The organism is Singulisphaera rosea, from assembly GCF_054877945.1.
On the sequence record NZ_JBTYIP020000014.1, the window covers coordinates 57,711 to 78,226 of the forward strand.

Here is a 20,516-nt window from a genome sequence, read left to right on the forward strand (position 1 = left end):
GAGACAATGAGACTTCGGTCCCCTCCCGCCTCGGCAATCACCACGTCATTGCCTTGAAAAATAAGATCACACCTTCAATTGACTCCTGGAAAGTCTTTGTGCCCCTCGTGCCCCAGTGGTGAATCCGCCCCCGGCTCTTGGACGCGGTATCCCATGCGCCGCCTGGACGTAAATCGCTCCAGGCCAATGTCTCGCGATCGATTGACGATCGGTTGGCGCGCGATTTGAAAGGAAGAGGTGGGCAAGTGAGGAGGTGATCCATGCCCACGTATTCGCAAGATCTGCGAAGGCGGGTGATCGAGACCGTACGGAACGGCGAGGGATCCACACGCCAGATCGCGCACCGATTCTGCGTCAGCCCGTCGTTCGTCACGCGGTTGCTGCGCCATCACCGCGAGACGGGATCCGTGGAACCCAAGCCACACGGCGGAGGCCGCCGACCGGCGCTAGGCTCTGCCGAGCTCGAGCGTCTCCGCCAGCTCAGCCGGGAACAGCCCGCCGCCACGCTCGAGGAATTGCGCCGGCAGCTCGGCGTGGAATGCAGCATCATGGCAATCTCGCGAGGCTTGCGCAAGCTACAAGCTCGAGATCATTCGCGATCGGAAGTCCTCCCTCAAGGGGAGCGAGGCCCCTTGGAGGCCAAGCGGAGAGAGCGATCACTCCATTAATCGAATCGCGGCGCGGGGATCGGCCTCAAGCGGTCCTTGAGCCGATAGGAAAACAGTTGTGAATGAGAAGGTTTCGTCAAAAATCGCGATTTTGTGTTCGGTCTTGCATCTTGCATGTGGTAGTCGCATCAGGCAATTTGGAGTGATATCGCTCTTGCGCTGAACATGCAATAGAGTCGTGAAGCTATCACCTTGCAGAGACAAGGTGATGTGGCCAAAAGGCAACGTGAAGACACTCCGATCTTGCACTGTGAGGGCGTGTGGGCGAAAACATCTTCTGGCAGGGGCAATATTCGGGACGCAGTGCGGAGAACCCTGGGGATCTTGTCCCGATCTTGGATGCCATTGGCTACGCAAATGCGAGTTTTGCCCCTGGTAGAGGCATTCGAGATGATATACTTAATATAAGGTCGTGAATCTTTTATTTGGCCGAGGTTTTCATGAATTCAAGAGACGAATCGTCACCTAAAATTTAGTGGACGACAAGAAGACCCTCTCCGGTGATGTTTTAAGGCGGGGCGTGCCGTGGCCGGGGCTGGGCCATGGAGGATGGATTTGGCGCTCTTTAAGGACAACCCGAGTGTCAACGCGCTACCCTCAATTCAGCCGTTCCCAATCATTCGCAACCAGGTGCCTTGATGATCGACAAACTCGCCGTCACCGCCTGCCAGTGGGCCGAACGGACGCTCCCGGAGCGGCAAAGGGCCGACATCCGTGCCGACTTGGCGCGCCGAGGTGAGGGTGCCACGCTCTCGCAAGCCTTGTATGACGAGGGATTCCGTGGGTCGTTCTACTTTCGCTGCAAGGGCGTCGGCCTGTTCGGCCGGGTCCTCCTCCGGGTTGCGAGTCTCGTCTTGCCCGGGCCCTCGGGCCTGGCGTTGAGCGAGCCGATCGGCGCCGGGTTGTTGATCCAGCACGGGACCGCGACGATCGTCTCGCCGACCAGGATCGGCAAGGATTGCACCATCTATCAGCACGTGACGATCGGCAACGAGCCCAACCTCCAGACGCACCGGGGCGCCGGCGGGCCGGTCATCGGCGACGGAGTCACGATCTTCGCCGGCGCGATCGTCTTCGGGCAGATCACGGTGGGCGATGGCGCGGTGATCGGAGCTGGTGCCGTCGTGACCAAGGACGTCCCGCCGGGGGCCATCATGGTCGGCGTCCCCGCTCGCCCGATGGTCCGGAAGTCGAAGGAGCTCGAGGCCTTGGCCGTCCCGTCGATCTCCCACTTCGATGATGACGACGACGCCCACTCCGACGATCCTGCCGAGTACGTCGGAGCGTCAGCGGGCGTGGCCCTCTCCTCTCGGGCCGATTGAGCCGCGCCAAGACATCGGGCTAGGTAAAGGGGTCTGAAGACGATCCGCAGATGACGCAGATTGACACAGATAAAATAAAAGCTTTAAGAATTTTATCTGTGTCAATCTGCGTCATCTGCGGATCAATCTTGCTTTTCGCCCGCCTGCTCCATCCGTCCTTGGGACATTGCGCTGTGGCCAGCCACTACATGGCCGAGTCGGCCTTCACGGACTTGCTCTCGCCAGTCACGACTTGAGGAACGCCAGCAGGTCGGCGTTGATCTGATCGGCGTGGGTGGTTGGCATCCCGTGCGGGAGGCCCTTGTAGGTCTTGAGGGTGCCGTTCTTCAGGAGCCCGGCGGACCGCGGCCCGGATGCGGCGTAGGGGACGATCTGGTCGTCCTCGCTGTGCATGACGATGACCGGGATGGTGATCGACTTCAAGTCTTCGGTGAAATCGGTCTGCGAAAAGGCCACGATCCCGTCGTAGTGGGCCTTGGCGCCCCCCATCATGCCCTGACGCCACCAATTCTGGATCACGGCCTCGGAGGCACTCGCGCCCGGGAGGTTGTAGCCGTAGAACGGCCCGCTCGCCACGTCGCGATAGAACTGGGACCGATTCGCGGCGAGCTTGGCCTGGAAGTCGTCGAAGACCGCCTTGGGAAGGCCGAGCGGATTGGCCGAGGTCTTCACCATCAGGGGCGGGACCGCGCAGAGCAGCGCCGCCTTCGCCGCCCGGCCCTCGCCATGCCGGGCCAAATAATGGACGACTTCCCCGCCGCCCGTGGAATGGCCGACATGGATGGCTTCCTTCAGGTCGAGATGCTCGACGACGGCCGCCAGGTCGTCGGCGTAATGGTCCATGTCATGGCCGTCGGCGCACTGGGTTGACCGTCCGTGCCCACGACGGTCGTGGGCGATCACGCGATAGCCATGTTGGAGGAAGAATAGCAACTGCGCGTCCCAGTCGTCGGCCGAAAGTGGCCAGCCGTGGCTGAACACGATCGGTTGGCCCGATCCCCAGTCCTTGTAATAGATCTCCGTCCCATCCTTCACGGTAATTCGATCCACAAATCCTCCTATGTCGTGGGCCTTGCTTCTTCACCAGATCACAGACGGAGTGCTTCGGGCCGCCTCGGCTGCACTGTACGGCGGCGGTATCCGCCAAACAAGCTCGACGTCACGACCAGACTGGTGCTGTCCCGGCTCGATCCGAAAAACCGCGCTGGTCGCCGTGGGATCGTGGTCGAAGTCTTGACCAAGGACATGTATCGGACTGAGGATATATTGTTGAAGCCTGTGCCCACCGCGATCATCGAAATGGCCGAGCGTTCCAGGTTCCAGGCCGAAGTGGGGCGTGCCGCGTGCGAGCGGGTCGAGGGCGTTGGCGGCTTCGAGAGGTTCGCGGGGGGTCGAGACTCGACGGATTCCTGCCCGAGCGGCCAACCCAAACCATCGTAGGGTGGGGTGGAGTCCATCTCGGAGACGTCGGAACGGGCGAGTCATGGGGGATGTCGTCATGCGAAGATGGCAGAGGTGGCCGACTTTTTACCGCGGCCTCCTTGGTGCGTCCTCGGGTGCGGTGTTCGGTGCAGTCGGCTCCGCGGCGGTCGTATTCGGTGTGGCGACGTGCTGGCGGCATGCCCGGGGGACGTCGGATCTCGGCCGGGCCTACGACCTCTACGCCGTCTTGTCGGAACTCTGCACCTATGCCGTCGTCGTCGGAACTTTCTTCGGCTGTGGCGGCTGGGCGTCTCTCGCCCCTCGCGAGCCCCGTCGCTTTGCACGAACCCTTGCAATCATCGTCGGGGCGACGCTACCCCTCTGGTTTGTCATCCTGAATGTCGTGAAAGCGATGGAACTCACGCCCGTTCGACACAAGGGCTTCGAACATCCCGCGTGGTATCCCTCCGAAATCGTCGTCGCGACTATCCTGCTCGCGATTCCTGTCGCGGTCGCCGCGGCCCTCACACGAGCAAGCGGTCAAGGCTTTTCGAACTCGGAGCCGAAGATCTCTGGAACCCTTCCGGACGCGGCGAGAACCGCGTGAACGGTGAGTATTGGTAGTTCATCCCTCTTCTGCTGAGTCGAGTTGAACTCGAGTGTGGCCACGGAGGTCGCCATGTCGTCGGCGAATCCTGAAGGCGGACTCTGCGACGAGTGCCACGGTGATGATCTGGAGGTGATCAGCATCCGGGATATCGGTCGTCCTCCACGTCTGGGCGAGGCTTCGTCCGGGACAACTCGAGTGGTTGTTCGTCGGGTTGATTGGCGATGTCGTACCTGCGGTCGTGATGGCTCGGTACTCCGCCGAGTCGAGGGCGGCAAGCCGGCTTAGCTGTGGGATGTTGGGTTTGTTGATACGTTTTGATGTTGACATGAAAAAGTAAGTAATAAAAGGCGACGGCCTCGTTCCCGATCTATGCGTTCGAGTGGATCGACAACCTCCATTTCATCCAGTCTCCCGATCGGTATCTTCCCGACCCCTCGGCCCATTTCGAGGCGGCACGGGTGGCGTTCCTGCAGGCCGGATGGGAAGGCACAGGAGAGATCGGCCTGCTGTGGCTACCGACGTTCGTGTTTCCGATGAAGTCCTGGCCGTCTTGGGTCGGCGTCGTCCTCTGGCACGTTAGAGCGGTTCACGCACGCGTTGCGCACGTCGGAGGAAAACGGGGACTGGCTCTCGGCCGGGGCAGGCTGGGCCCCTCACGGATCAACTCCGAGGCCGGGTAGCTGTCCCCATTTTCCGGGCCGTCGCCGTCCGCTACGGCGGAAACGGGGACAGGCACCTGCGCTTCGCTGCGGAGCCAGTCCCCGTTTCCGCCTCCGCTCATAGGTCAAGCGACACGTCGTGCCCTGTGCCAGCCGCACGCTAGCCGCGATAAGCAGGTCGAAGATGGCACGTCCTGGTTGATTTCCCCGATTGAACTGCCCTTCGAGGGCTTCGCGCAGTGGTTGTGATTCGTCATGGTAAATCTTAGGTGAAAAAATGCAGTGGGTGGCTCGCCCTTTAACCTGTGATGGCGTTGTCCTTGAAGAGTTATTGCCGGACCGGTTAACCGATGCCGACCTCGGGGGTATCTCTCTGCGGATGCAGGTTATCCTCGAAACGATCGAGATGCCGCGTTGCGAGGGGAGGTTGCTCCCGGTCGGGATCTTTGACCGGATGGATACGATGGAGGATTTGGTCCTCCGGTCCTGCCATCCTCGGCTCGCCGACTGGGTTGGCCTGATCGTTGAATTCGGCGAGTACTACGGCCTATCTGGGTGCGGGTCGATCGTCGTCGACTCGGACATCTATCGCAAACACGCAGCTCGGTATGCTGAGTTTCTTGGCATTGATTTGATCTGATCAACTGCGGAAGAACTCGGAGATCAAGGCGTCGCGGAAGGGGGGAGGGGAGGGGGCCTGGCCGGTCATCAGGAGGTGGGCGGCGGTGTGGATGGCGGAGGCGTGGGTGCCCTGAAGGGGGATGTCGCGATCCCAGAAGCGGCGGAGGAAGGGGAGGAGGTCGTGTTTGACGACCTCGATCTCCTCGTTGGGGTCGAGGCTTGGGAGGTCGGTCTCGAGGACGTCGAGGGCGAGGTAGGAGCGGACGAGGTTGGTCTGGTTCGCCGGGTTGGCGTAGTGGCAGGCGATCTCGACGAATGATTCGCCGGTGTATCCGGTCTCCTCGCGGAGCTCGCGGCGGGCGGCACCCTCGGAGTCGGTCTCGCCGGGTTCCATCGAGCCGGTGGGGAGGCCGGTCAGGATCGTCGCGACGCCGTGGCGGTATTCGCGGACGAGGATGATTTCCATCGACGGCGTCAGCGCCACGACGTTGACCCAGGTGGGGTACTCGAGGATGTGGAACGGGGTGATGATCCGGCCCGAGTGCGCCTCGCAGCAGTCGGAGCGGACCTTCAGCCAGCGGTCTTCATAGGTCACGGTGCTCTCGAGGACCCGCCACGGTTTCAGCATTGCGTCGTCTCCGGCATGCTCGTCTCCAGCCCTGGTGACCGTCTCGCGCCTGGACGCGGGGGCGTTTCCTTGAGATTGCGGACCGGTCTCGGATCGGTCCGTCGGCCGGGATGGCGAGGACTTCCTCGCGCGCCGCGGCCATAATCATTGGAATGTGTGCGCTGCTCGCTGTCGACCTTGGTCTGCGGACGGGGCTCGCCCTTTATGGGAGGGACGGGCGGCTCCGCTGGTATCGCTCGCGGCACTTCGGGACGCGGGCCCAGCTCAAGCGTGGGGTTTATGGATGGCTCGCGGAGATCCCGGACGTTGCGCGGGTGGTGATCGAGGGGGGTGGGCCGATCGCCGAGGTCTGGAAACGCGAGGGCGAGAGGCGCGGGATCCCGGTCTTGGAGATCGCGGCCGAGGATTGGCGGGCCCGCCTCCTGAAGCCGAGTGATCGCCGGGGGACCGACCGGGCGAAGGGGGCGGCCGATGTCATCGCCCGTCGGGTCATCGCCTGGTCGGGTGCCGACCGTCCGACTTCGCTCCGACACGACGCCGCCGAGGCGATCCTGATCGGGCTCTGGGGAGTGCTCGAGGTGGGTTGGCTCGGCGAGCTCCCTCGCGAGCTCGAGATCTCGAGGTCGGGCCAGGGGGGTGAGGGAAAGGAATCTTGAAATGGTGGGAGGTCTCGGCCGGCACTATGGTAGAGACTCATCGCGATAGGACACCGGGTCTTGCCCGATCGACCTGTTGGGGATCCACCACGAAGGCACAAAGACACGAAGGAATGACATGAGGAAGCCCGCGAGGGATTTGTCCTTTTGGAATCCTCTTCCTTTGTGCCGTCGTGCCTTTGTGGTGAAGAGCTCTCCCGGTGGAGTTCGGCGAGGAGTGTCCACGATGACGCGGAGATCATCCAGGCCGCGAGGGGCACCGAACGATGTTGCGAGACGGAGCGAGTTCTCCCACCGTGAGGGCGTCGACCGTTCGAGATCGGGGGACGTCCGGTCGGCTGGGCGACGCCGAACTGCTCGAGCGATTCCTATCGAGGGGCGAGGCGACGGCCGAACGGGCCTTCGCTTCGCTGGTCGAGAGGCATGGGGCGGCCGTGCAGCGGGTCTGCGTCGCCGTCCTCGGCGATCATCACGAGGCCCAGGACGCCGCGCAGGCGGTCTTCCTCGTCCTGTCGCGTCGGGCCCGATCGATCCGGAAGCCCGGGTCGCTCGGCCCTTGGTTGCACGGGGTCGCGCTCCGGGTGGCTCGCCGAGCGAGGGTCGAAGTCATGCGTCGAAAAGAGGCGGAGCGGCGGGCGGCCGAAGCGTCGGCTCGACGCGGCGATCTCGAGCAGATCAAGGACATGTCGCTCGACTCCGAACTGCACGAGGAGATCGATCGGCTGCCCGAGACGTATCGGGCGCCGATCATCCTTTGTGACTTGCAAGGCTGGACGCAGGAGCAGGCCGCTCGGGAATTGGGTTGGCCTTATGGGACGGTCCAGACCCGCCTCTTTCGGGGGCGGAAGCGGTTGCGCGACCGGCTCACGCGTCGGGGTGTTGGCGTGATCGGCGTCGTCGGGACGGGCTCCCTCTTTCCTCTCTTCGAGACGTCGGCCCTGGCCAACTCGCCGGATTGGGCCGAGGCGACGGCCCGCGCTGCGGTGCGGTTCGCGGCCGGACGTGGGGTCGGGGGAGACGTCTCGCCCTCGGTGATGCGACTCGCCGGCTCGAGCCTCCGGGCGATCCGCCGGGAGTCGCTGAAGGCCGGAGCGCTCGTCGGGTTATTGCTGGTCTGCGTTTCGTCCCTGGGGATCCGACCGGCGATTGTCGGCGAGAGTGGAGGGACGACGGCGAAGGGGGGCTCGGCGAGGGTCGAACCCGCCTCGGGCTCCGGCCGCGTTCCCGGAGGCCAAGTCGCGCGGGCTCGGCCGGACCCGGCGCCGAAGGCCGCTGCTCCCGCGGTCATCGTCGAGGGTTCGGCGGATCGCGACCCCGTCGCTCCGACCGAGATACCCCCTGATGCGAAGGCGGCCCTCGACTCGCCTTCGCGCTATCTGGTGGTCGATCGCGGGCGTCTGGTCCCCAAGGTCCCGGTCGGAGAGGGGCCGGGAGATCCGGCGGGGGTCGAAGTCTCGCCGGGGCGGGAGCTCTTCGAGAGGGTCTGGCTGCCGGATGACCCGAGGAGCCACGGAGGAGATGGCCTCGGGCCGGTATTCAACGCCCGGTCGTGCGTCGACTGCCATGATCGAGGAGGACCCGGGGGAGCCGGGGCGGCCTCGAAGAATATCGAGATCGCCACGGCCGACGTTGGATCGGCGGGCTCGGGCTTCGGCTTCTCGTACTCGTTCGGGATGGACGTCGGCGGTGGGGGGTTCTCGTACCAGTTCTCGAACAACGCTCCGACCGGGGCCCGGCGAACTTCGCCCGACCCGGCCGTGCTGGCGGCGATCCATCCGGGATTTCGCCAGTCGAGGAGCCTGGTGCTCCACCGGTTCGGGACCGATCGAACCTACCAGGCCTGGCGCGAGGCGGTCCCGGGTCCGCACGGGTTGGTCGTGGTCTCGACGTCGGAAAGGAACCCGACGCCCCTCTTCGGCATGGGCCTAATCGACCGAATCCCCGACGAGGTGATCGTGGCGGCCTCGAAGAAGCCCTCCAGCTCGGCGCAGACCCGGGGGCGTGTCAGCCGGTTGGAAGGGGGCCGGGTCGGCAAGTTCGGTTGGAAGGCGCAGACGGCGACGCTCGAGGAGTTCGTCCTCGCCGCCGCGTCGGGGGAGATGGGCCTGGAGGTCTCGAAGCGTCCCCAGGCCGCCGACCCTCGGCTCCCTGGAGCCGGTGCGCTCGGGCTCGATATGGATGGGGCGGAGTGCGATGCTCTGGTCGCCTACGTGCGGTCGCTCCCGCCGCCGGTGATCCGTTCGCCCTCGGACGAGAAGGACGCGACGGCGGTCAAGGCGGGTGCGTCGACGTTCAGGACGATCGGGTGCGCGGGCTGCCACCTCCCGAAGCTGGGGGAAGTCGAGGGGATCTACAGCGACCTCTTGCTTCATGAGATGAGCCCGAAGCTCGGGGATACCGGTCGGTATGGCGTCTTCGTCACGCCGGCCGCCGTGGCGAATCGGGCGGAGGGGGGCGACGCTCGTAGCGGGGCGATCGGCGCGGCGGTGCAGGAGTGGCGGACGCCTCCCCTTTGGGGCCTTCGCGACTCGTCGCCGTACCTCCACGACGGCCGCGCCTCGACCGTCAGCCAGGCGATCTTGCTCCACGGAGGTCAAGGGGCACCTTCTGCGGAACGGTACGCGAAGCTCTCGCCGCGGCGCAAGCAACAGCTCGAGGCCTTCCTCATGTCGCTCCAGGCACCGTCGCCGGATCGCCGGGTCGGCGAGGCCGGAGCGGAGTGATCGGCGGGGCCGCTCGTGTCATCGGGTGAATCATAGTCTCAAGCGTGATGTCCGGTTGTGTCGATTGTTCCCGGGGTGACGCGACGGCGTCGTTGCCGAATCGATTCGGCCTTGAGGGACGACGGCATGGACGCCGGGCCTGGTGACACTCGAACTTGGCGAGGTGCGCGACGCCCGGGGCGCTTCGGGTGGTTGTTGGTCGCTGCCGTGCTCCTGAGCCAGGTGGGGTGCCGTGCCCACGGGGATGTCTCCGGCCTGTTGGTGCCGCGATGGTGGTTGGGGAACCCGTGGGGCCCGAGGGCCGAGCGGGCCAGGTTGCAGGGCGTGCTCCCCCCCGTGCCTTACGACCCGAGGGTTGCAGCCTGGCAGGACTGGGGCCGGGCGAATCTCCGCGCCGGCGACATCCTCTTCCGCATGGGGGCCGCCCGGGCGTTCTTCGGGCTCTTCTGCTTCTCGAAGATCTCCGCCACGATGGCCGACAGCCAATACTCGCACACCGGGATCGTCGCCTGGGAAGAGGGCGAGCCCTTCGTGTATGACACGGCCAAGGGCGGCCCTCGGCGCCAGCCGTTCGGGATCTGGGTCCTCGACACCGCCGGCAGCCTCGCCGTCAGGAGACCCCGCGCCGAATACCAGGGATACGTCCCCTCGGCGGTCGCGTACGTCCGCGACGTCTACAGTCGAGAGGTCCCCTTCGACCCCAAATTCGAGCTCGGTGCCGACCGGTTGTACTGCGTCGAGATGACCGAGAACGCCTACCGGACGGCCGGGCTCGCACTCACGGAGCCGATCAGGATCGACACGCTGCCTCGCTTCCACGAGTATCCGAAGATTACCTGGCTGGTGCGCAACTTCTCGACGATCCGGTTCAATCACGACGCGTTCGTGATCGGCAACGATCGGCTGGGCCTCTGGTCGAGCCCGGCGCTCGAGCCGGTCTTCGAGACCTCGAAGGCTGACTGGCCCCCCGGCTTCAGGCCGATCGCCGTCGAGCAAACGGACGCGACGAGCCCTCCTCCGCCGGCCCTTTTCGCTCCCCACGCCGGGCCGCGTTGACGACCGATACCCTCGCCCGGCAGTAAGTTGGGGTTGACGGCGATGGCCTTCGCTGTAACTTGCGTGCCGACCGATCACATTCGACGCCCGGTCCCGGACGAATCGGCCCGGCCTCGGTCCAAGACGTTGAGCCGTCTCCAAAGTTCGCGTCTCTGTCGATGAATGGAATCTCACCGGAGACATCAGGATGATGCCGACGGCTTCCCACGTGGCCAAGCTGCACCGGTCCCCCTCCCAGAACCCGAACCAGGCGCTCGCCGGTCGGGTCGAAGATGGGGTCGCCCAGGCCCTGACCTGGCTCGCCGACGAGCAGCACGACGAGGGCTACTGGGTCGGGATGCTCGAGTCGAACTGCTGCATGGAGGCCGAGTGGATCCTGGCGATGCACGTCCTCGGCGTGCAGGACGATCCCAAGCTCCCCGGCGTGGTCCGAGCGATCCTCGACAAGCAGCGCGACGATGGGGCGTGGGAGGTCTACCACGGGTCCGCCGGCGGCGACATCAACACGACCGTCGAGTGCTATGCTGCACTCCGGGTCGCCGGCCAAGATCCCGAGTCGCTCCCCTTACGTAAGGCGAGGGGCTGGATCCTCGAACGCGGAGGGCTGCGACACCTCCGGAACTTCACCAAGTACTGGCTCGCGCTGATCGGCGAGTGGCCCTGGGAGCAGACCCCGACGCTCCCCCCGGAGCTGATCTACCTCCCGAGCTGGATGCCCTTCAACATCTACCAGTTCGCCTCGTGGGCGAGGGGGACGATCCTCCCCCTGACGATCCTCTCCGCCCGACGCGCCTCGAGCCCGCTGCCTCCCGAGAAGCGGCTCGACGAGCTCTTTCCCCAGGGGCGCGATTCGCACGACTGCCGCCTGACGCGCAGGCATTCGTGGCTGTCCTGGGAAGGCCCGTTCTACGCGATCGACCGCGCCTTGAAGTACTACGCGGCCTCGCCGATCCGGCCCGGCCGGGAGTCGGCGATCAAGCTCTGCCTCGAGTGGATCATCAAGCACCAGGAGGCCGACGGGGCCTGGAGCGGGATCCAGCCCCCTTGGATCTACTCGCTGATGGCGCTCAAGCAGGAGGGGTATCCGCTCGACCACCCGGTCTTGAAGGCGGGCCTCGAGGCGTTCGACGCCCACTGGTCGTACCAGCGCCGAGGGGCGACGTTCCTCCAGGCGAGCGAGTCGCCGGTCTGGGATACCGCGCTATCGCTCCTGGCGATGGTCGACAGCGATTGCCGCCTCGACGAGCACCCCGCGGCGCGTCGGGCGCTCGACTGGCTGCTCGGGATGCAGGTCACCACGCCGGGCGACTGGCAGGTCCACGCCAAGGGGGTCCCGTCCGGGGGCTGGTCGTTCCAGCGTGCCAACCGCTTCTACCCCGACGTCGATGACACGGCCGTCATCCTGCTCGTCCTCGAGCGGCTCCGGGACCAGGTCGCCGACCCGACCGCCGTCGACGACGCCATCGGCCGTGCGACCGAGTGGCTGCTCGGGATGCAGTGCGCCAACGGCGGCTGGGGCGCCTTCGACCGCGACAACACCCACTCCTGGCTCACCAAAATCCCGTTCTCCGACTTCGGCGAGCTGCTCGACCCGCCCAGCGTCGACGTCACCGCGCACGTCGTCGAGGCCTTGGCCGTCCAGGGTCGCCGGCTCGACGACCCGGTCGTCGCCAGGGCGGTCCGCTTCATCCGGAGCGAGCAGGAAGACGACGGGAGCTGGTTCGGCCGCTGGGGCGTGAACCACCTCTACGGCACGGCCGCCGTACTCCCGGCACTCCGCGAGGTCGGCATCGACACGAATGCCCCCTGGGTCCGCAAGGCGGCCGACTGGGTCGTCGCCCACCAGAACCCCGACGGAGGCTGGGGCGAGTCGTGCGCTTCGTACATGGACGACTCCCTCAGGGGCGTCGGCACCAGCACGGCCTCGCAGACGGGTTGGGGGCTCATGTCGCTGCTGGCCGTCGCCACGCGAGACTACGACGACGCCATCCGCCGAGGCGTCGCGTTCCTGCTCAACCGGCAGGTCGACGGCACCTGGGACGAGCCCGAGTACACCGGCACCGGGTTCCCCGGCTACGGCGTCGGCCGTCGAATCGACCTGGACCGGGCGGCCGGCTCGATCGACCAGGACACCGACCTCCAGCGCGCTTTCATGATCAACTACAATATGTACCGCCACTACTTCCCGACGATCGCCCTGGCGAGGGCGAAGGCGCATTTCGCGCGAGCGACCGTGCTCGAGAAGGTCTCCTGAGCGAACCCCATTCTCGGGTCGGCGACCTCGCCGACCCGAAGCCGCCGCCCTGGAGGCGAGGTTGACCCTATCTTGAAACCTGTTTTCTTCCGAGAAGACGGGTTTCTGGGAGGGGAAGGCGTCGGCGTTCCCGCGAGTGGACGACATTGCCGACCTCTCCCGCGACGTCATCGTCGACTCCGACAGAAACCCGTTTTCTCGGAAGAAAACAGGTTTCGGGACAGGGTCTCTGGCACTCAGTGGTGCCCACCCTACGAACGAGCCTCCGCGGGCGAGGAACCCTGCGGATTACGAAGGCTGTTTGAGGCCTTGAACACCTCTTTGGTCCGTCTCGACGGGCTTCCGGGGGAGTTTTCGCGGCGAGATGCGGGCGCCGACGCCGTTACACACGGAACTCACCCCGGAAAATCGCGTTTTTGCCTGCATTCCTCCTCTTGCTCTGTTTTCGAGCCCACCATAAATTTAATGTGTTCCCGCTTTCATCCATCCGCCGGGGACTCGCTTCGGACATGTCGGCCATGAGTCGCGATCGGACCCACCCAGGTCGCACGGCATTTGTACCTATGCATGAGCGTGGCATAAAACTTGCTCTCTAAACTCGCGTTGGTGCGCGACGTTCGGGGTCGGTCGGGCGCCTTGGTATCGACATTCGCTGGGCGAAAGATATCGACATCCATCCTTTGAGTGAGGTCCACCCGTGGCTGTTGGCAAAAAGGTGAAGGGTGCGGCGAAGGCTGTGAAGCACGCCGCCCAAACGGTCGTGGAGAAGGTCGAGGCGGTCCTCGAACCGGTCGCCGAGGCCGTCGCCGCCGAGGCGAAGGTCGTCAAGAAGGCGGCCAAGAAAGCCGCCAAGAAGGTGGGAGCCGTCGTGGCGCCCGTGGTCGAGGCCGTTATCCCGGGTGCCTCGTCCGAACCCGAAACGAAGGTCAAGGCCACGCCCAAGCCCAAGCTGAAGAAGGCACCGGCCAAGTCGACCGCCACTCCCGCCGACGCTTCGACGGCCAAGGCTCCGGCTCCCAAGAAGGCGGTGGCCCCGAAGAAGACGGTGGCCCCGAAAGCCTCGGCCGCTGCCCCGAAGAAGACGGTGGCCCCGAAAGCTCCGGCCGCTGCCCCGAAGAAGGCGACGGCCGCGAAAGCTGCCGCTCCGACTCCCAAGAAGGCGTCCGCGAAGGCTTCCGCCCCGACTCCCAAGAAGACGACTCCGAAGAAGTCGAGCCCGAAAGCCGCCCGCTGAGTACCGGCGCGGCAATACTGTTTGAGAATCAACGACGAGCAGAGACGCGGGACGGCCCTGAGGTTTGCGATCTGACGCGGACGCCTCGGCACGCCGAGAGGCTGACGCGGACGCGGCACAAGAACCCCGGGCCGACGGAGGGACTCGCGGAGAGTCTTGGGAGGGATCGAGGAGCAGGCGAGCTGGGCGGCGACGGAATGGCGTCACCGAAAACGACCTGTGCTGGGCTGCGGCGTGTCCGTACCGGCCTGACCTGATTTCACCCCCTTATTCGACCCCGTTGCTTTCCCACCACGACCCCACGGCCACCGTGGAAGCGAGGACCTCCGATGCCTGAGAAGAAGACGACCAAGCCCGCGAAGACCACCACTCCGGCTCCTGCCCCCGCACCCAAGATCGAGGCTGCCAAAGCGCCCGCCGCGAAGCCGGCGAAGAAGGTTGCCGCCAAGGCGACGCCCGCCCCCGCCCCCGTCGTGACCCCCGAGCCGGTCCCCGTCGTTGCCGCGGCTCCCTCGAAGAAGGCCATGGCGAAGAAGGTCACCGCCAAGGCGGCCCCGGCCCCGGCCCCGGCTCCGGCTCCCGAGCCGGTCACCGCCCCTGCCAAGAAGGCCCCGGCGAAGAAGGTCGCCGCCAAGACGACCCCGGCTCCCGAAGTCGCTCCCGTGTCCGCCCCGGTCGCGAAGAAGTCGCCCGCGAAGCGGTCCACGCCCAAGCCTTCGGCCCCGATCCTGGGCGTCGGCGAGCCGGTCGCCGCGGCGCCTCTCGGCGCGGCGGTCTCGGCCGGTGGCGTCGCCCCGGCCCTCCCGGCGGCCAAGCCTGCCGCGAAGGTGAAGAGCAAGGCCTCGGCCAAGAAGTAATCAAGCCTCGATGAATCTCAAGGCCCCGTGGCTCATCCGCACGACCTCTGTCGGGGATGCTCCAGGGGCCTTGTTGTTGCGCCGGCGTCAGAGGAGGTCGGCCATTTCCCCATAGATCCCGTAGCCCACTCCGAGAAGGGCTGCGGCCCGTTGCGCCGGCGTCGTCAGCGAACGGGACCAGGCCAGGGCCCCGTCGACGTCGCCGGCATGGGCGCGGATGGCGGCGATCATGGTTGCGGTATATCGTCGTTCGTCGTTGTCGAGCGGGATCGCGGCGAAGGCCCGCGCGGCGGACTCGGCGTCGCCCGCACGAGCATGGATCAGCGCGATTGCGGCCAGGGCACGTGACTCGTGTCGCGGCTTCGGGTCCACGGCTTCGGGTGGGACCACAACGACCTTGCCCTCGTCGTCCACACGGTGTCGACGCTCGGGTGGTGGCTCAGCCGGCGGTGGTTCGGCCCTCCATCGCTCGACGTCTGCGAGGGCCTGGCGTAACAATCGATCCGCCTCGGCACGGTCGCCAACTCGGCGCCGCCTCATCGCGGCCTGAGATCGGACCGCCGCGCGTTCCAGGGCCTCGAGATCCTCGGCCTTACTCAAGGCCTCCGCAATGTCCCCGGTCACGAGGTAGCCTCCGGCGACGAGGTTGCGGAGGTTGTTGCGATTGGCGTTCGGCGGGGGTGCGACCCGCGAGGCTTCTCGCACCGTCGAACGGGCCGCATCGAGCCGCCCCGACTTCGCCTGGGCCAGGCTGATCCGCCACAAGGCCCATGTCGCGTCGATCTCATCCTTGTCGAGTATCCGACCCTGGTCGATCCGTCGGGCGAGCTCCAGGGCTTTTGCGTCGTCGCCGAGCTCGCTGAAGGCCGCGGCGAACAAGGTGAGGTGGTCGTTGACGTCGGGTAGGGTTTCGACGACCCCCCACGCCCGCCGCACCACCTCGAGGCCGGCCGCACGCGTCTCGGGGGTCATTGGCTCGGGGGGAGTCTCGGACCAGCGATTTCCGTCCGAGGTTGCGGTGGCGATGTCGGTCATGACTCGGGCATGCCATTTGGTCGCGTGCTTTCGACTCTTGATGGTCTTCGAGGCAGCCTCGGCTGTCCGGAAAGCCGCCTCGACGTCACCGAGCGCAAGCTGGGTTTCGATCAAGGGAATCGACTCCGCGCCCGGTGTCTCTCCCTCTTTCTCGCGGCGGGCCTGCTCCTGGGCTTCCAACGCCTGCCTGGCGGCCGGCATGTCGCCGAGCTCGACCCGGATCTGGGCGATCCACTTGAAGGCGGAGGTCTTGTTCCCGAAGTGCTTCGTCTCTTCGGCGTCCTTGACGGCCCACTTCAGCAGGGTCAGGCCTCGCCCGCGGTCTCCGGCTCGTCCCCAGGCCCAGGCGATCAAGACTCGGGCCCTGGCTCGAGGGTCGGGCTTGAGGGCTCTGGCGGCTTGCTCGGCACGTTCGAGACGCGACTTGGCTCCTGCCAGGTCTCCCGTCTTGATTTGAGCACGAGCGAGCGAGACCTCGAAGTCGACGCGCTCCTGCGGAGTGAACGCGGGGTCGTCGGGCTCGGATGCCCGCCGGAGTGCCTCGGCGGTCGAGCCGCCTGCCGGCGCGGGGGCCGGAGCGGGGCGAGGGGGCGGCAGTGTGTCCGGAGACGGCTGGAGCGCCATCCCGGCTGCGCCGAGGGCCAAGGTGGCCGTGAGGGTGCATGATCCGATGATCAAGCGAGTTCGCATGAGGTTCCCGAAGGCCTCCCCGAGAAGGTCCGCCACGGTCGCGGAGACCACGTCGGTCGCCGCGACTCCTGCCGCGAGATCGAGCGCGGACCGGAGGGTGGAACGGGCGAGGCCCTGGGGCAAGGCTGACGCGCTTGCTTTGTCCCAGGCCAATGCCATGAGGATCGAAGGGACGGCGACCCCTCGCCGCACGAAGCGGCCGCGGAGCTGGTCGCGGGCACGGGCCAGGCGGCCTCCGACGGTGCCGACGGGCCACCCCAAAAGGCGCGAGGCCTCGTCGATCGTCCGCCCCTCGAGGCAGCAGAGGACCACCGGCGCCCGGTATTTCTCCGGGAGGCGGTCGATCTCATCGTGGAGCAGGGGGCCGAGGTCGTCGACAGTCTGGAATGCTTCGGCGGCCTCGGGGTCGATGGCGGCCTTCCCCTCACGTTCCCGACGTCGAGCTGCCGCCGCCCTGGCCTGCAAGGCAACCCGTCGGGCGACGCCGTGGAGCCAAGGGCCCAATGACTCCGCCCTCCGGATCGCGCCCGCACGCCGAACCAGGATGAGGATCGTGGCCTGGAAGGCGTCGTCGGCCGCGTGGTCGTCGCGGAGGATCCGTCGGCAGACGGCGTGTACCATCGGCCCGTGACGATCGACGAGCACGCCGAACGCCGCCTCGGCCGACTCCTCGGATTTCAGGAACCGCTCGAGCAATTGGGCATCGCCCAGACTCGCGAGCGTCCCCGAACGAAAGAGCGTCTCGATCTGCCGCGACATCGCGTCGGAAGACAGTCCTGCCATTCCCGGAATCCCTCCCTCCGGTCCATTCGCTCTCGATCTCTATCCCTTAGTGGTCCGGAGGCCGGGCTCTTATACAGCTTTCTCGAAAGACGTGAGGAGGCGATGATCTCCTGAGCCATTTACAAGTGCGTGGCCCTCGAAATTCGACCCCGCGTTCAAATCCCCCGGTAGTCGGGGCACTCCTGCCGCGCTCTTAGTTTCCCCCTCCGGGTAGCCCTACGATCATTGTCCCGACGATCGCGCTACGATTATTGCGTCCGCCGTACGAGCCGTACGAGGGCAGGAACGATCTTCCAGCCGCTGATCATCCCCAGCAGGTAGACGACCACGATGATCAGCGCGATCGGCGAGTTCACTCCCCAGTTCAGAAAGTGGACCGTGACTACCTGCGTGTTCTGCACGGCGAACACAAAGAGGACCCCGAGGACGATCGTGACCAAGGAGATCTGGAGCGCTCGCATGGCGATTCCTGGAAGGAGAGAGGTGTCTGATCCCGAGGGAGAGACCGAATACCCATGACGAGCCACGTGTGGCGAATTGTCAAGGACTCGGGCCCCTCCGGAGCCGATAGAACCTTCTCAGCAAACGAGGTGCCCGGCCCGAGCCGACCGACTTCCAGGTTCAGAGACAGGGGCCCTGGTCGGAGGGCTCGACTTTGAATTGGGTCCCGCTGGGGAAGTCGAGGCCGAAGGTCGAGGAGAGGACGTCGAGCAATTCGTCGTCGGACTCGATCGTGCGGTGGCACGTGGCGCCGGCCCGCTCGCTCGAGAGCTCGCGGTTCTTCAGCAGGTAGCGTCCTTCGGGCGTCGAGAGCTGGACGACGAGGTTGCGCCGGAAGACCGAGGTCGGGTGCGTCGAGACGAAGTAATTGGCCACCTCGTAGTCGACGAGATACTGGGGCTCCCAGGAGAACTCGTAGAGGTCCTGCCAGTCGTCCGCCTTCGAGGATTGGAGGATCCACGGCCCTTCGGCCACGACGAGGCGATAACAACGGTCGTGGCGGCGGAGGGTCTGCCGGGTGGCCAGGGCGATCGGCTTCAACAACCCCTCGGCGCCGAAGCCGACGTCGGCGAGCCATTCGCTGCCGTCCACCTCGACTCGGAGCAGCATGTGGGTCCGGGGCAGGAGCTGGAGCGTGCCGTATCGCACGCGGGCCGCCAGGCGTGTCACCGGGAACCCCAGGGTCTCCAGGACGGCCGCGAAGAGGAGGTTATGCTCGAAGCAGTATCCCCCGCGCTTCCCCCTCACGAGCTTGGCCTGGAGGCTCTCGAGGTCGAGGCAAATCGGCCTGCCCAGGAGGATATCGAGATTCTCGAACGGGATGTGGCTGACATGCGCCAGGTGGAGGTCCTCGAAGACCCCGAGCGTCGGCGCGAGGTCCCCGGCGTACCCGATCCGGGCGAGGTACGATTCGAGGTCGAGGGGGGGCGATGGATCCATGCTCATGACCCTATTGGAGCAGAGCCCCGAGGACGATACCAGGCGGCACACGCTTTTGGGAGACACGAAGGCGACGGTGCGGTTCGGGCCTCGAAGACTTCGTTGTTACGGTGCGGACCGTCGCTCGGAGGGGCGGGCCTCGAAGGGCGGTTGTATGATGGTGATGGAATGGCCGTGTCCGCTCCCCGAGCTCGCCGAAGGGGCGGCAACTCCCGACGCGGACGACAGGGTACCATTTTATTTCGAAAATTGAACTATTTGACTTTGGAAGCTGACGGGCCTACCATGCCGAGCGGAAAGAAGGAGGGACGGAGGGACGCCTACGGCACCTTGGCGAACCTTTGGCGGCTGATGCAGGCCGTCATCGACGACTCCGGGCCGGCAATCGAAGCCCTGGGGATGTCGCCCAAGGCGTTCTTCCTCCTGGAAACCGTCGACACGCACCCGTTCCCGGCCCAGCTCGCTCGTCGGCTGCTCTTGCCGCCGCCGACGGTGACGTACCTCGTCAAGCAGTTGGAATCGGGCGGGTTCCTGGAGCGTCAGGCCGAGGCGGGCGACCTGCGGAAGTTCCGCCTGGTGCGCACGCCCCGCGGCGAGGAGGCCTTGAAACACGGCGGGGCGGCCCTCGCGGCGCTCTTCGACGGCCGCCTGCGCCGCCTCACCGCCGACGATGTGGCGACGTTCGACCGCATCGTGAGCCTCCTGGCGAGACCGGTCGACGGCGACGCGTGATCGGACGCGGCGACACTCGCCGCGTCCCGAACGATCCCGAAGGAGATTGGGCGATGCGATACCGACTACTCGGCCGGTCCGGCCTGCGCGTTTCGGAGCTCTGCCTGGGGACCATGACCTTCGGCGACGACTGGGGTTGGGGCTCGTCGAAGGACCAGAGCCGCCAGGTCCTCGACGCCTTCTTCGAGGCGGGCGGCAACTTCATCGACACCGCCAACATCTACACCAACGGCACCAGCGAGACGCTCCTCGGCGAGTTCCTCAAGGGTGACCGAGACAAGGCCGTCCTGGCGACCAAGTACACCAACGCCATGCCCGGCACCGACCCCAACGCCGGCGGCAACCAGCGCAAGAACATGATGCGCGCCGTCGAGGCCAGCCTCAAACGCCTCCAGACCGACTACCTCGACCTCTACTGGCTCCACATCTGGGACCAGATCACCCCCCTCGACGAGGTGATGCGGGCCTTCGACGACCTCGTACGCCAGGGCAAGATCCTCCACGCCGGCGTCTCCGACATGGCCGCCTGGGCCGTCGCCCGCGCCAACACGCTCGCCGAGCTGCGCGGTTGGTCCCCCTTCATCGGCCTCCAGATCGAATACAGCTTGGCCGAGCGGACCGTCGAGCGCGAACTCCTCCCGATGGCCCAGTCCCTCGGCATCGGCGTCACCGCCTGGTCCCCCCTCGGTGGCGGCGTCCTCACCGGCAAATACTCCGAGGGCAAGGCCGACGCCGACGCCCGGTTGAACAGCCCGATGATGAAGGAGATCGCTCGCCCTGTCGACCAGACCGCTGCGATCGTCGCCGCGGTCAAGGCCGTCGCGGCCGAGGTCGACCGTTCCCCGGCCCAAGTCGCCCTCGCCTGGCTCCGCCAACGCCCGACCCCCGTCATCCCCATCATCGGGGCCCGGCGCCTCGACCAGTTCAAGGACAACCTCGCCTGCCTCGACCTCAAGCTCGAGACCTCGCAAGTCGAACGCCTCGACTCGGCGAGCCGCATCGAACTCGGCTTCCCGCATGACTTCTACGCCAAGGAGTTTCCCAAGGCGATTATCTATGGCGGGTTGAGAGATAAGCTGGACGTTTGAGGGTGGGGGACGACCGGGTGACCGCCCTCCTTTTGGCG

At 66.0% G+C, this 20,516-nt stretch carries 17 protein-coding genes; 12 read left to right on the forward strand and 5 right to left on the reverse strand.

Annotated features, from left to right (window positions below):
* Window positions 1-260: 260 nt before the first annotated feature.
* Window positions 261-668 carry a helix-turn-helix domain-containing protein gene (locus ACYOEI_RS22500; protein ID WP_462851827.1) on the forward strand — a complete coding sequence of 136 codons (408 nt, stop codon included), beginning with the start codon at window positions 261-263 and terminating at the stop codon, window positions 666-668.
* A 638-nt stretch (window positions 669-1,306) separates the two neighbouring features.
* Window positions 1,307-1,990 carry a serine O-acetyltransferase gene (locus ACYOEI_RS22505; protein ID WP_462851828.1) on the forward strand — a complete coding sequence of 228 codons (684 nt, stop codon included), beginning with the start codon at window positions 1,307-1,309 and terminating at the stop codon, window positions 1,988-1,990.
* A 225-nt stretch (window positions 1,991-2,215) separates the two neighbouring features.
* Here ACYOEI_RS22505 and ACYOEI_RS22510 read toward each other — a convergent pair whose 3' ends face one another.
* Window positions 2,216-3,040 carry an alpha/beta fold hydrolase gene (locus tag ACYOEI_RS22510; RefSeq protein WP_462851829.1) on the reverse strand — a complete coding sequence of 275 codons (825 nt, stop codon included), beginning with the start codon at window positions 3,038-3,040 and terminating at the stop codon, window positions 2,216-2,218.
* A gap of 448 nt (window positions 3,041-3,488) precedes the next feature.
* On the opposite strand from ACYOEI_RS22510, the gene ACYOEI_RS22515 reads away from it, so the two are divergent.
* On the forward strand, window positions 3,489-4,019 hold the full coding sequence (locus ACYOEI_RS22515; RefSeq protein ID WP_462851830.1) for a hypothetical protein: 531 nt from the start codon (window positions 3,489-3,491) through the stop codon (window positions 4,017-4,019).
* 939 nt (window positions 4,020-4,958) lie between these two features.
* A complete protein-coding gene (locus ACYOEI_RS22520; protein WP_462851831.1) occupies window positions 4,959-5,321 on the forward strand; it encodes a hypothetical protein in 363 nt (120 codons plus the stop codon).
* On the opposite strand, the gene ACYOEI_RS22525 is transcribed toward ACYOEI_RS22520, so the two are convergent.
* The gene (locus tag ACYOEI_RS22525; RefSeq protein WP_462851832.1) at window positions 5,322-5,930 is read right to left on the reverse strand and encodes an NUDIX hydrolase; all 609 of its coding nucleotides are present in this window, start codon (window positions 5,928-5,930) and stop codon (window positions 5,322-5,324) included.
* Window positions 5,931-6,082: 152 nt separating this feature from the next.
* Here ACYOEI_RS22525 and ACYOEI_RS22530 point away from each other — a divergent pair, with 152 nt between their 5' ends.
* From ACYOEI_RS22530 to ACYOEI_RS22555, 6 genes are all read left to right on the forward strand, one after another.
* Complete coding sequence (locus ACYOEI_RS22530) at window positions 6,083-6,586, forward strand: hypothetical protein (protein ID WP_462851833.1); 504 nt, start codon at window positions 6,083-6,085, stop codon at window positions 6,584-6,586.
* 266 nt (window positions 6,587-6,852) lie between these two features.
* A complete protein-coding gene (locus ACYOEI_RS22535; RefSeq protein ID WP_462851834.1) occupies window positions 6,853-9,309 on the forward strand; it encodes a sigma-70 family RNA polymerase sigma factor in 2,457 nt (818 codons plus the stop codon).
* Window positions 9,310-9,501: 192 nt separating this feature from the next.
* Window positions 9,502-10,365: a YiiX/YebB-like N1pC/P60 family cysteine hydrolase gene (locus ACYOEI_RS22540; RefSeq protein ID WP_462851835.1), complete on the forward strand. Its 864-nt coding sequence runs from the start codon at window positions 9,502-9,504 to the stop codon at window positions 10,363-10,365.
* 187 nt (window positions 10,366-10,552) lie between these two features.
* Window positions 10,553-12,619: a squalene--hopene cyclase gene (gene shc / locus ACYOEI_RS22545; protein WP_462851836.1), complete on the forward strand. Its 2,067-nt coding sequence runs from the start codon at window positions 10,553-10,555 to the stop codon at window positions 12,617-12,619.
* A 697-nt stretch (window positions 12,620-13,316) separates the two neighbouring features.
* On the forward strand, window positions 13,317-13,853 hold the full coding sequence (locus tag ACYOEI_RS22550) for a hypothetical protein (protein ID WP_462851837.1): 537 nt from the start codon (window positions 13,317-13,319) through the stop codon (window positions 13,851-13,853).
* A gap of 329 nt (window positions 13,854-14,182) precedes the next feature.
* Window positions 14,183-14,710, forward strand: a complete 528-nt coding sequence (locus ACYOEI_RS22555) for a hypothetical protein (protein ID WP_462851838.1) — start codon at window positions 14,183-14,185, stop codon at window positions 14,708-14,710.
* Window positions 14,711-14,797: 87 nt separating this feature from the next.
* On the opposite strand, the gene ACYOEI_RS22560 is transcribed toward ACYOEI_RS22555, so the two are convergent.
* The 3 genes from ACYOEI_RS22560 to ACYOEI_RS22570 all read right to left on the reverse strand — a co-directional run bounded on the left by ACYOEI_RS22560 (window position 14,798) and on the right by ACYOEI_RS22570 (window position 18,658).
* Complete coding sequence (locus ACYOEI_RS22560; RefSeq protein ID WP_462851839.1) at window positions 14,798-17,218, reverse strand: sigma-70 family RNA polymerase sigma factor; 2,421 nt, start codon at window positions 17,216-17,218, stop codon at window positions 14,798-14,800.
* A 248-nt stretch (window positions 17,219-17,466) separates the two neighbouring features.
* On the reverse strand, window positions 17,467-17,679 hold the full coding sequence (locus ACYOEI_RS22565; RefSeq protein ID WP_462851841.1) for a lipopolysaccharide assembly protein LapA domain-containing protein: 213 nt from the start codon (window positions 17,677-17,679) through the stop codon (window positions 17,467-17,469).
* Window positions 17,680-17,839: 160 nt separating this feature from the next.
* Entirely contained in the window at window positions 17,840-18,658 is an 819-nt protein-coding gene (locus ACYOEI_RS22570) for an arylamine N-acetyltransferase family protein (RefSeq protein ID WP_462851842.1), read from the reverse strand.
* Window positions 18,659-18,943: 285 nt separating this feature from the next.
* Between ACYOEI_RS22570 and ACYOEI_RS22575 the strand changes: the two genes are divergently transcribed.
* Window positions 18,944-19,390 carry a MarR family winged helix-turn-helix transcriptional regulator gene (locus ACYOEI_RS22575; RefSeq protein ID WP_462851843.1) on the forward strand — a complete coding sequence of 149 codons (447 nt, stop codon included), beginning with the start codon at window positions 18,944-18,946 and terminating at the stop codon, window positions 19,388-19,390.
* 53 nt (window positions 19,391-19,443) lie between these two features.
* The gene (locus ACYOEI_RS22580; protein ID WP_462851844.1) at window positions 19,444-20,478 is read left to right on the forward strand and encodes an aldo/keto reductase; all 1,035 of its coding nucleotides are present in this window, start codon (window positions 19,444-19,446) and stop codon (window positions 20,476-20,478) included.
* Window positions 20,479-20,516: the final 38 nt, after the last annotated feature.

Bases quoted from the DNA above. Each gene is read 5' to 3' on its own strand.
- ACYOEI_RS22570 (WP_462851842.1), bottom strand. From the start codon at position 18,658: ATGGATCCATCGCCCCCCCTCGACCTCGAATCGTACCTCGCCCGGATC.
- shc (WP_462851836.1), top strand. From the start codon at position 10,553: ATGATGCCGACGGCTTCCCACGTGGCCAAGCTGCACCGGTCCCCCTCC.
- ACYOEI_RS22555 (WP_462851838.1), top strand. From the start codon at position 14,183: ATGCCTGAGAAGAAGACGACCAAGCCCGCGAAGACCACCACTCCGGCT.
- ACYOEI_RS22580 (WP_462851844.1), top strand. From the start codon at position 19,444: ATGCGATACCGACTACTCGGCCGGTCCGGCCTGCGCGTTTCGGAGCTC.
- ACYOEI_RS22575 (WP_462851843.1), top strand. From the start codon at position 18,944: ATGCCGAGCGGAAAGAAGGAGGGACGGAGGGACGCCTACGGCACCTTG.
- ACYOEI_RS22535 (WP_462851834.1), top strand. From the start codon at position 6,853: ATGTTGCGAGACGGAGCGAGTTCTCCCACCGTGAGGGCGTCGACCGTT.
- ACYOEI_RS22505 (WP_462851828.1), top strand. From the start codon at position 1,307: ATGATCGACAAACTCGCCGTCACCGCCTGCCAGTGGGCCGAACGGACG.
- ACYOEI_RS22530 (WP_462851833.1), top strand. From the start codon at position 6,083: ATGTGTGCGCTGCTCGCTGTCGACCTTGGTCTGCGGACGGGGCTCGCC.
- ACYOEI_RS22560 (WP_462851839.1), bottom strand. From the start codon at position 17,218: ATGGCAGGACTGTCTTCCGACGCGATGTCGCGGCAGATCGAGACGCTC.
- ACYOEI_RS22515 (WP_462851830.1), top strand. From the start codon at position 3,489: ATGCGAAGATGGCAGAGGTGGCCGACTTTTTACCGCGGCCTCCTTGGT.
- ACYOEI_RS22525 (WP_462851832.1), bottom strand. From the start codon at position 5,930: ATGCTGAAACCGTGGCGGGTCCTCGAGAGCACCGTGACCTATGAAGAC.
- ACYOEI_RS22565 (WP_462851841.1), bottom strand. From the start codon at position 17,679: ATGCGAGCGCTCCAGATCTCCTTGGTCACGATCGTCCTCGGGGTCCTC.
- ACYOEI_RS22520 (WP_462851831.1), top strand. From the start codon at position 4,959: ATGCAGTGGGTGGCTCGCCCTTTAACCTGTGATGGCGTTGTCCTTGAA.
- ACYOEI_RS22500 (WP_462851827.1), top strand. From the start codon at position 261: ATGCCCACGTATTCGCAAGATCTGCGAAGGCGGGTGATCGAGACCGTA.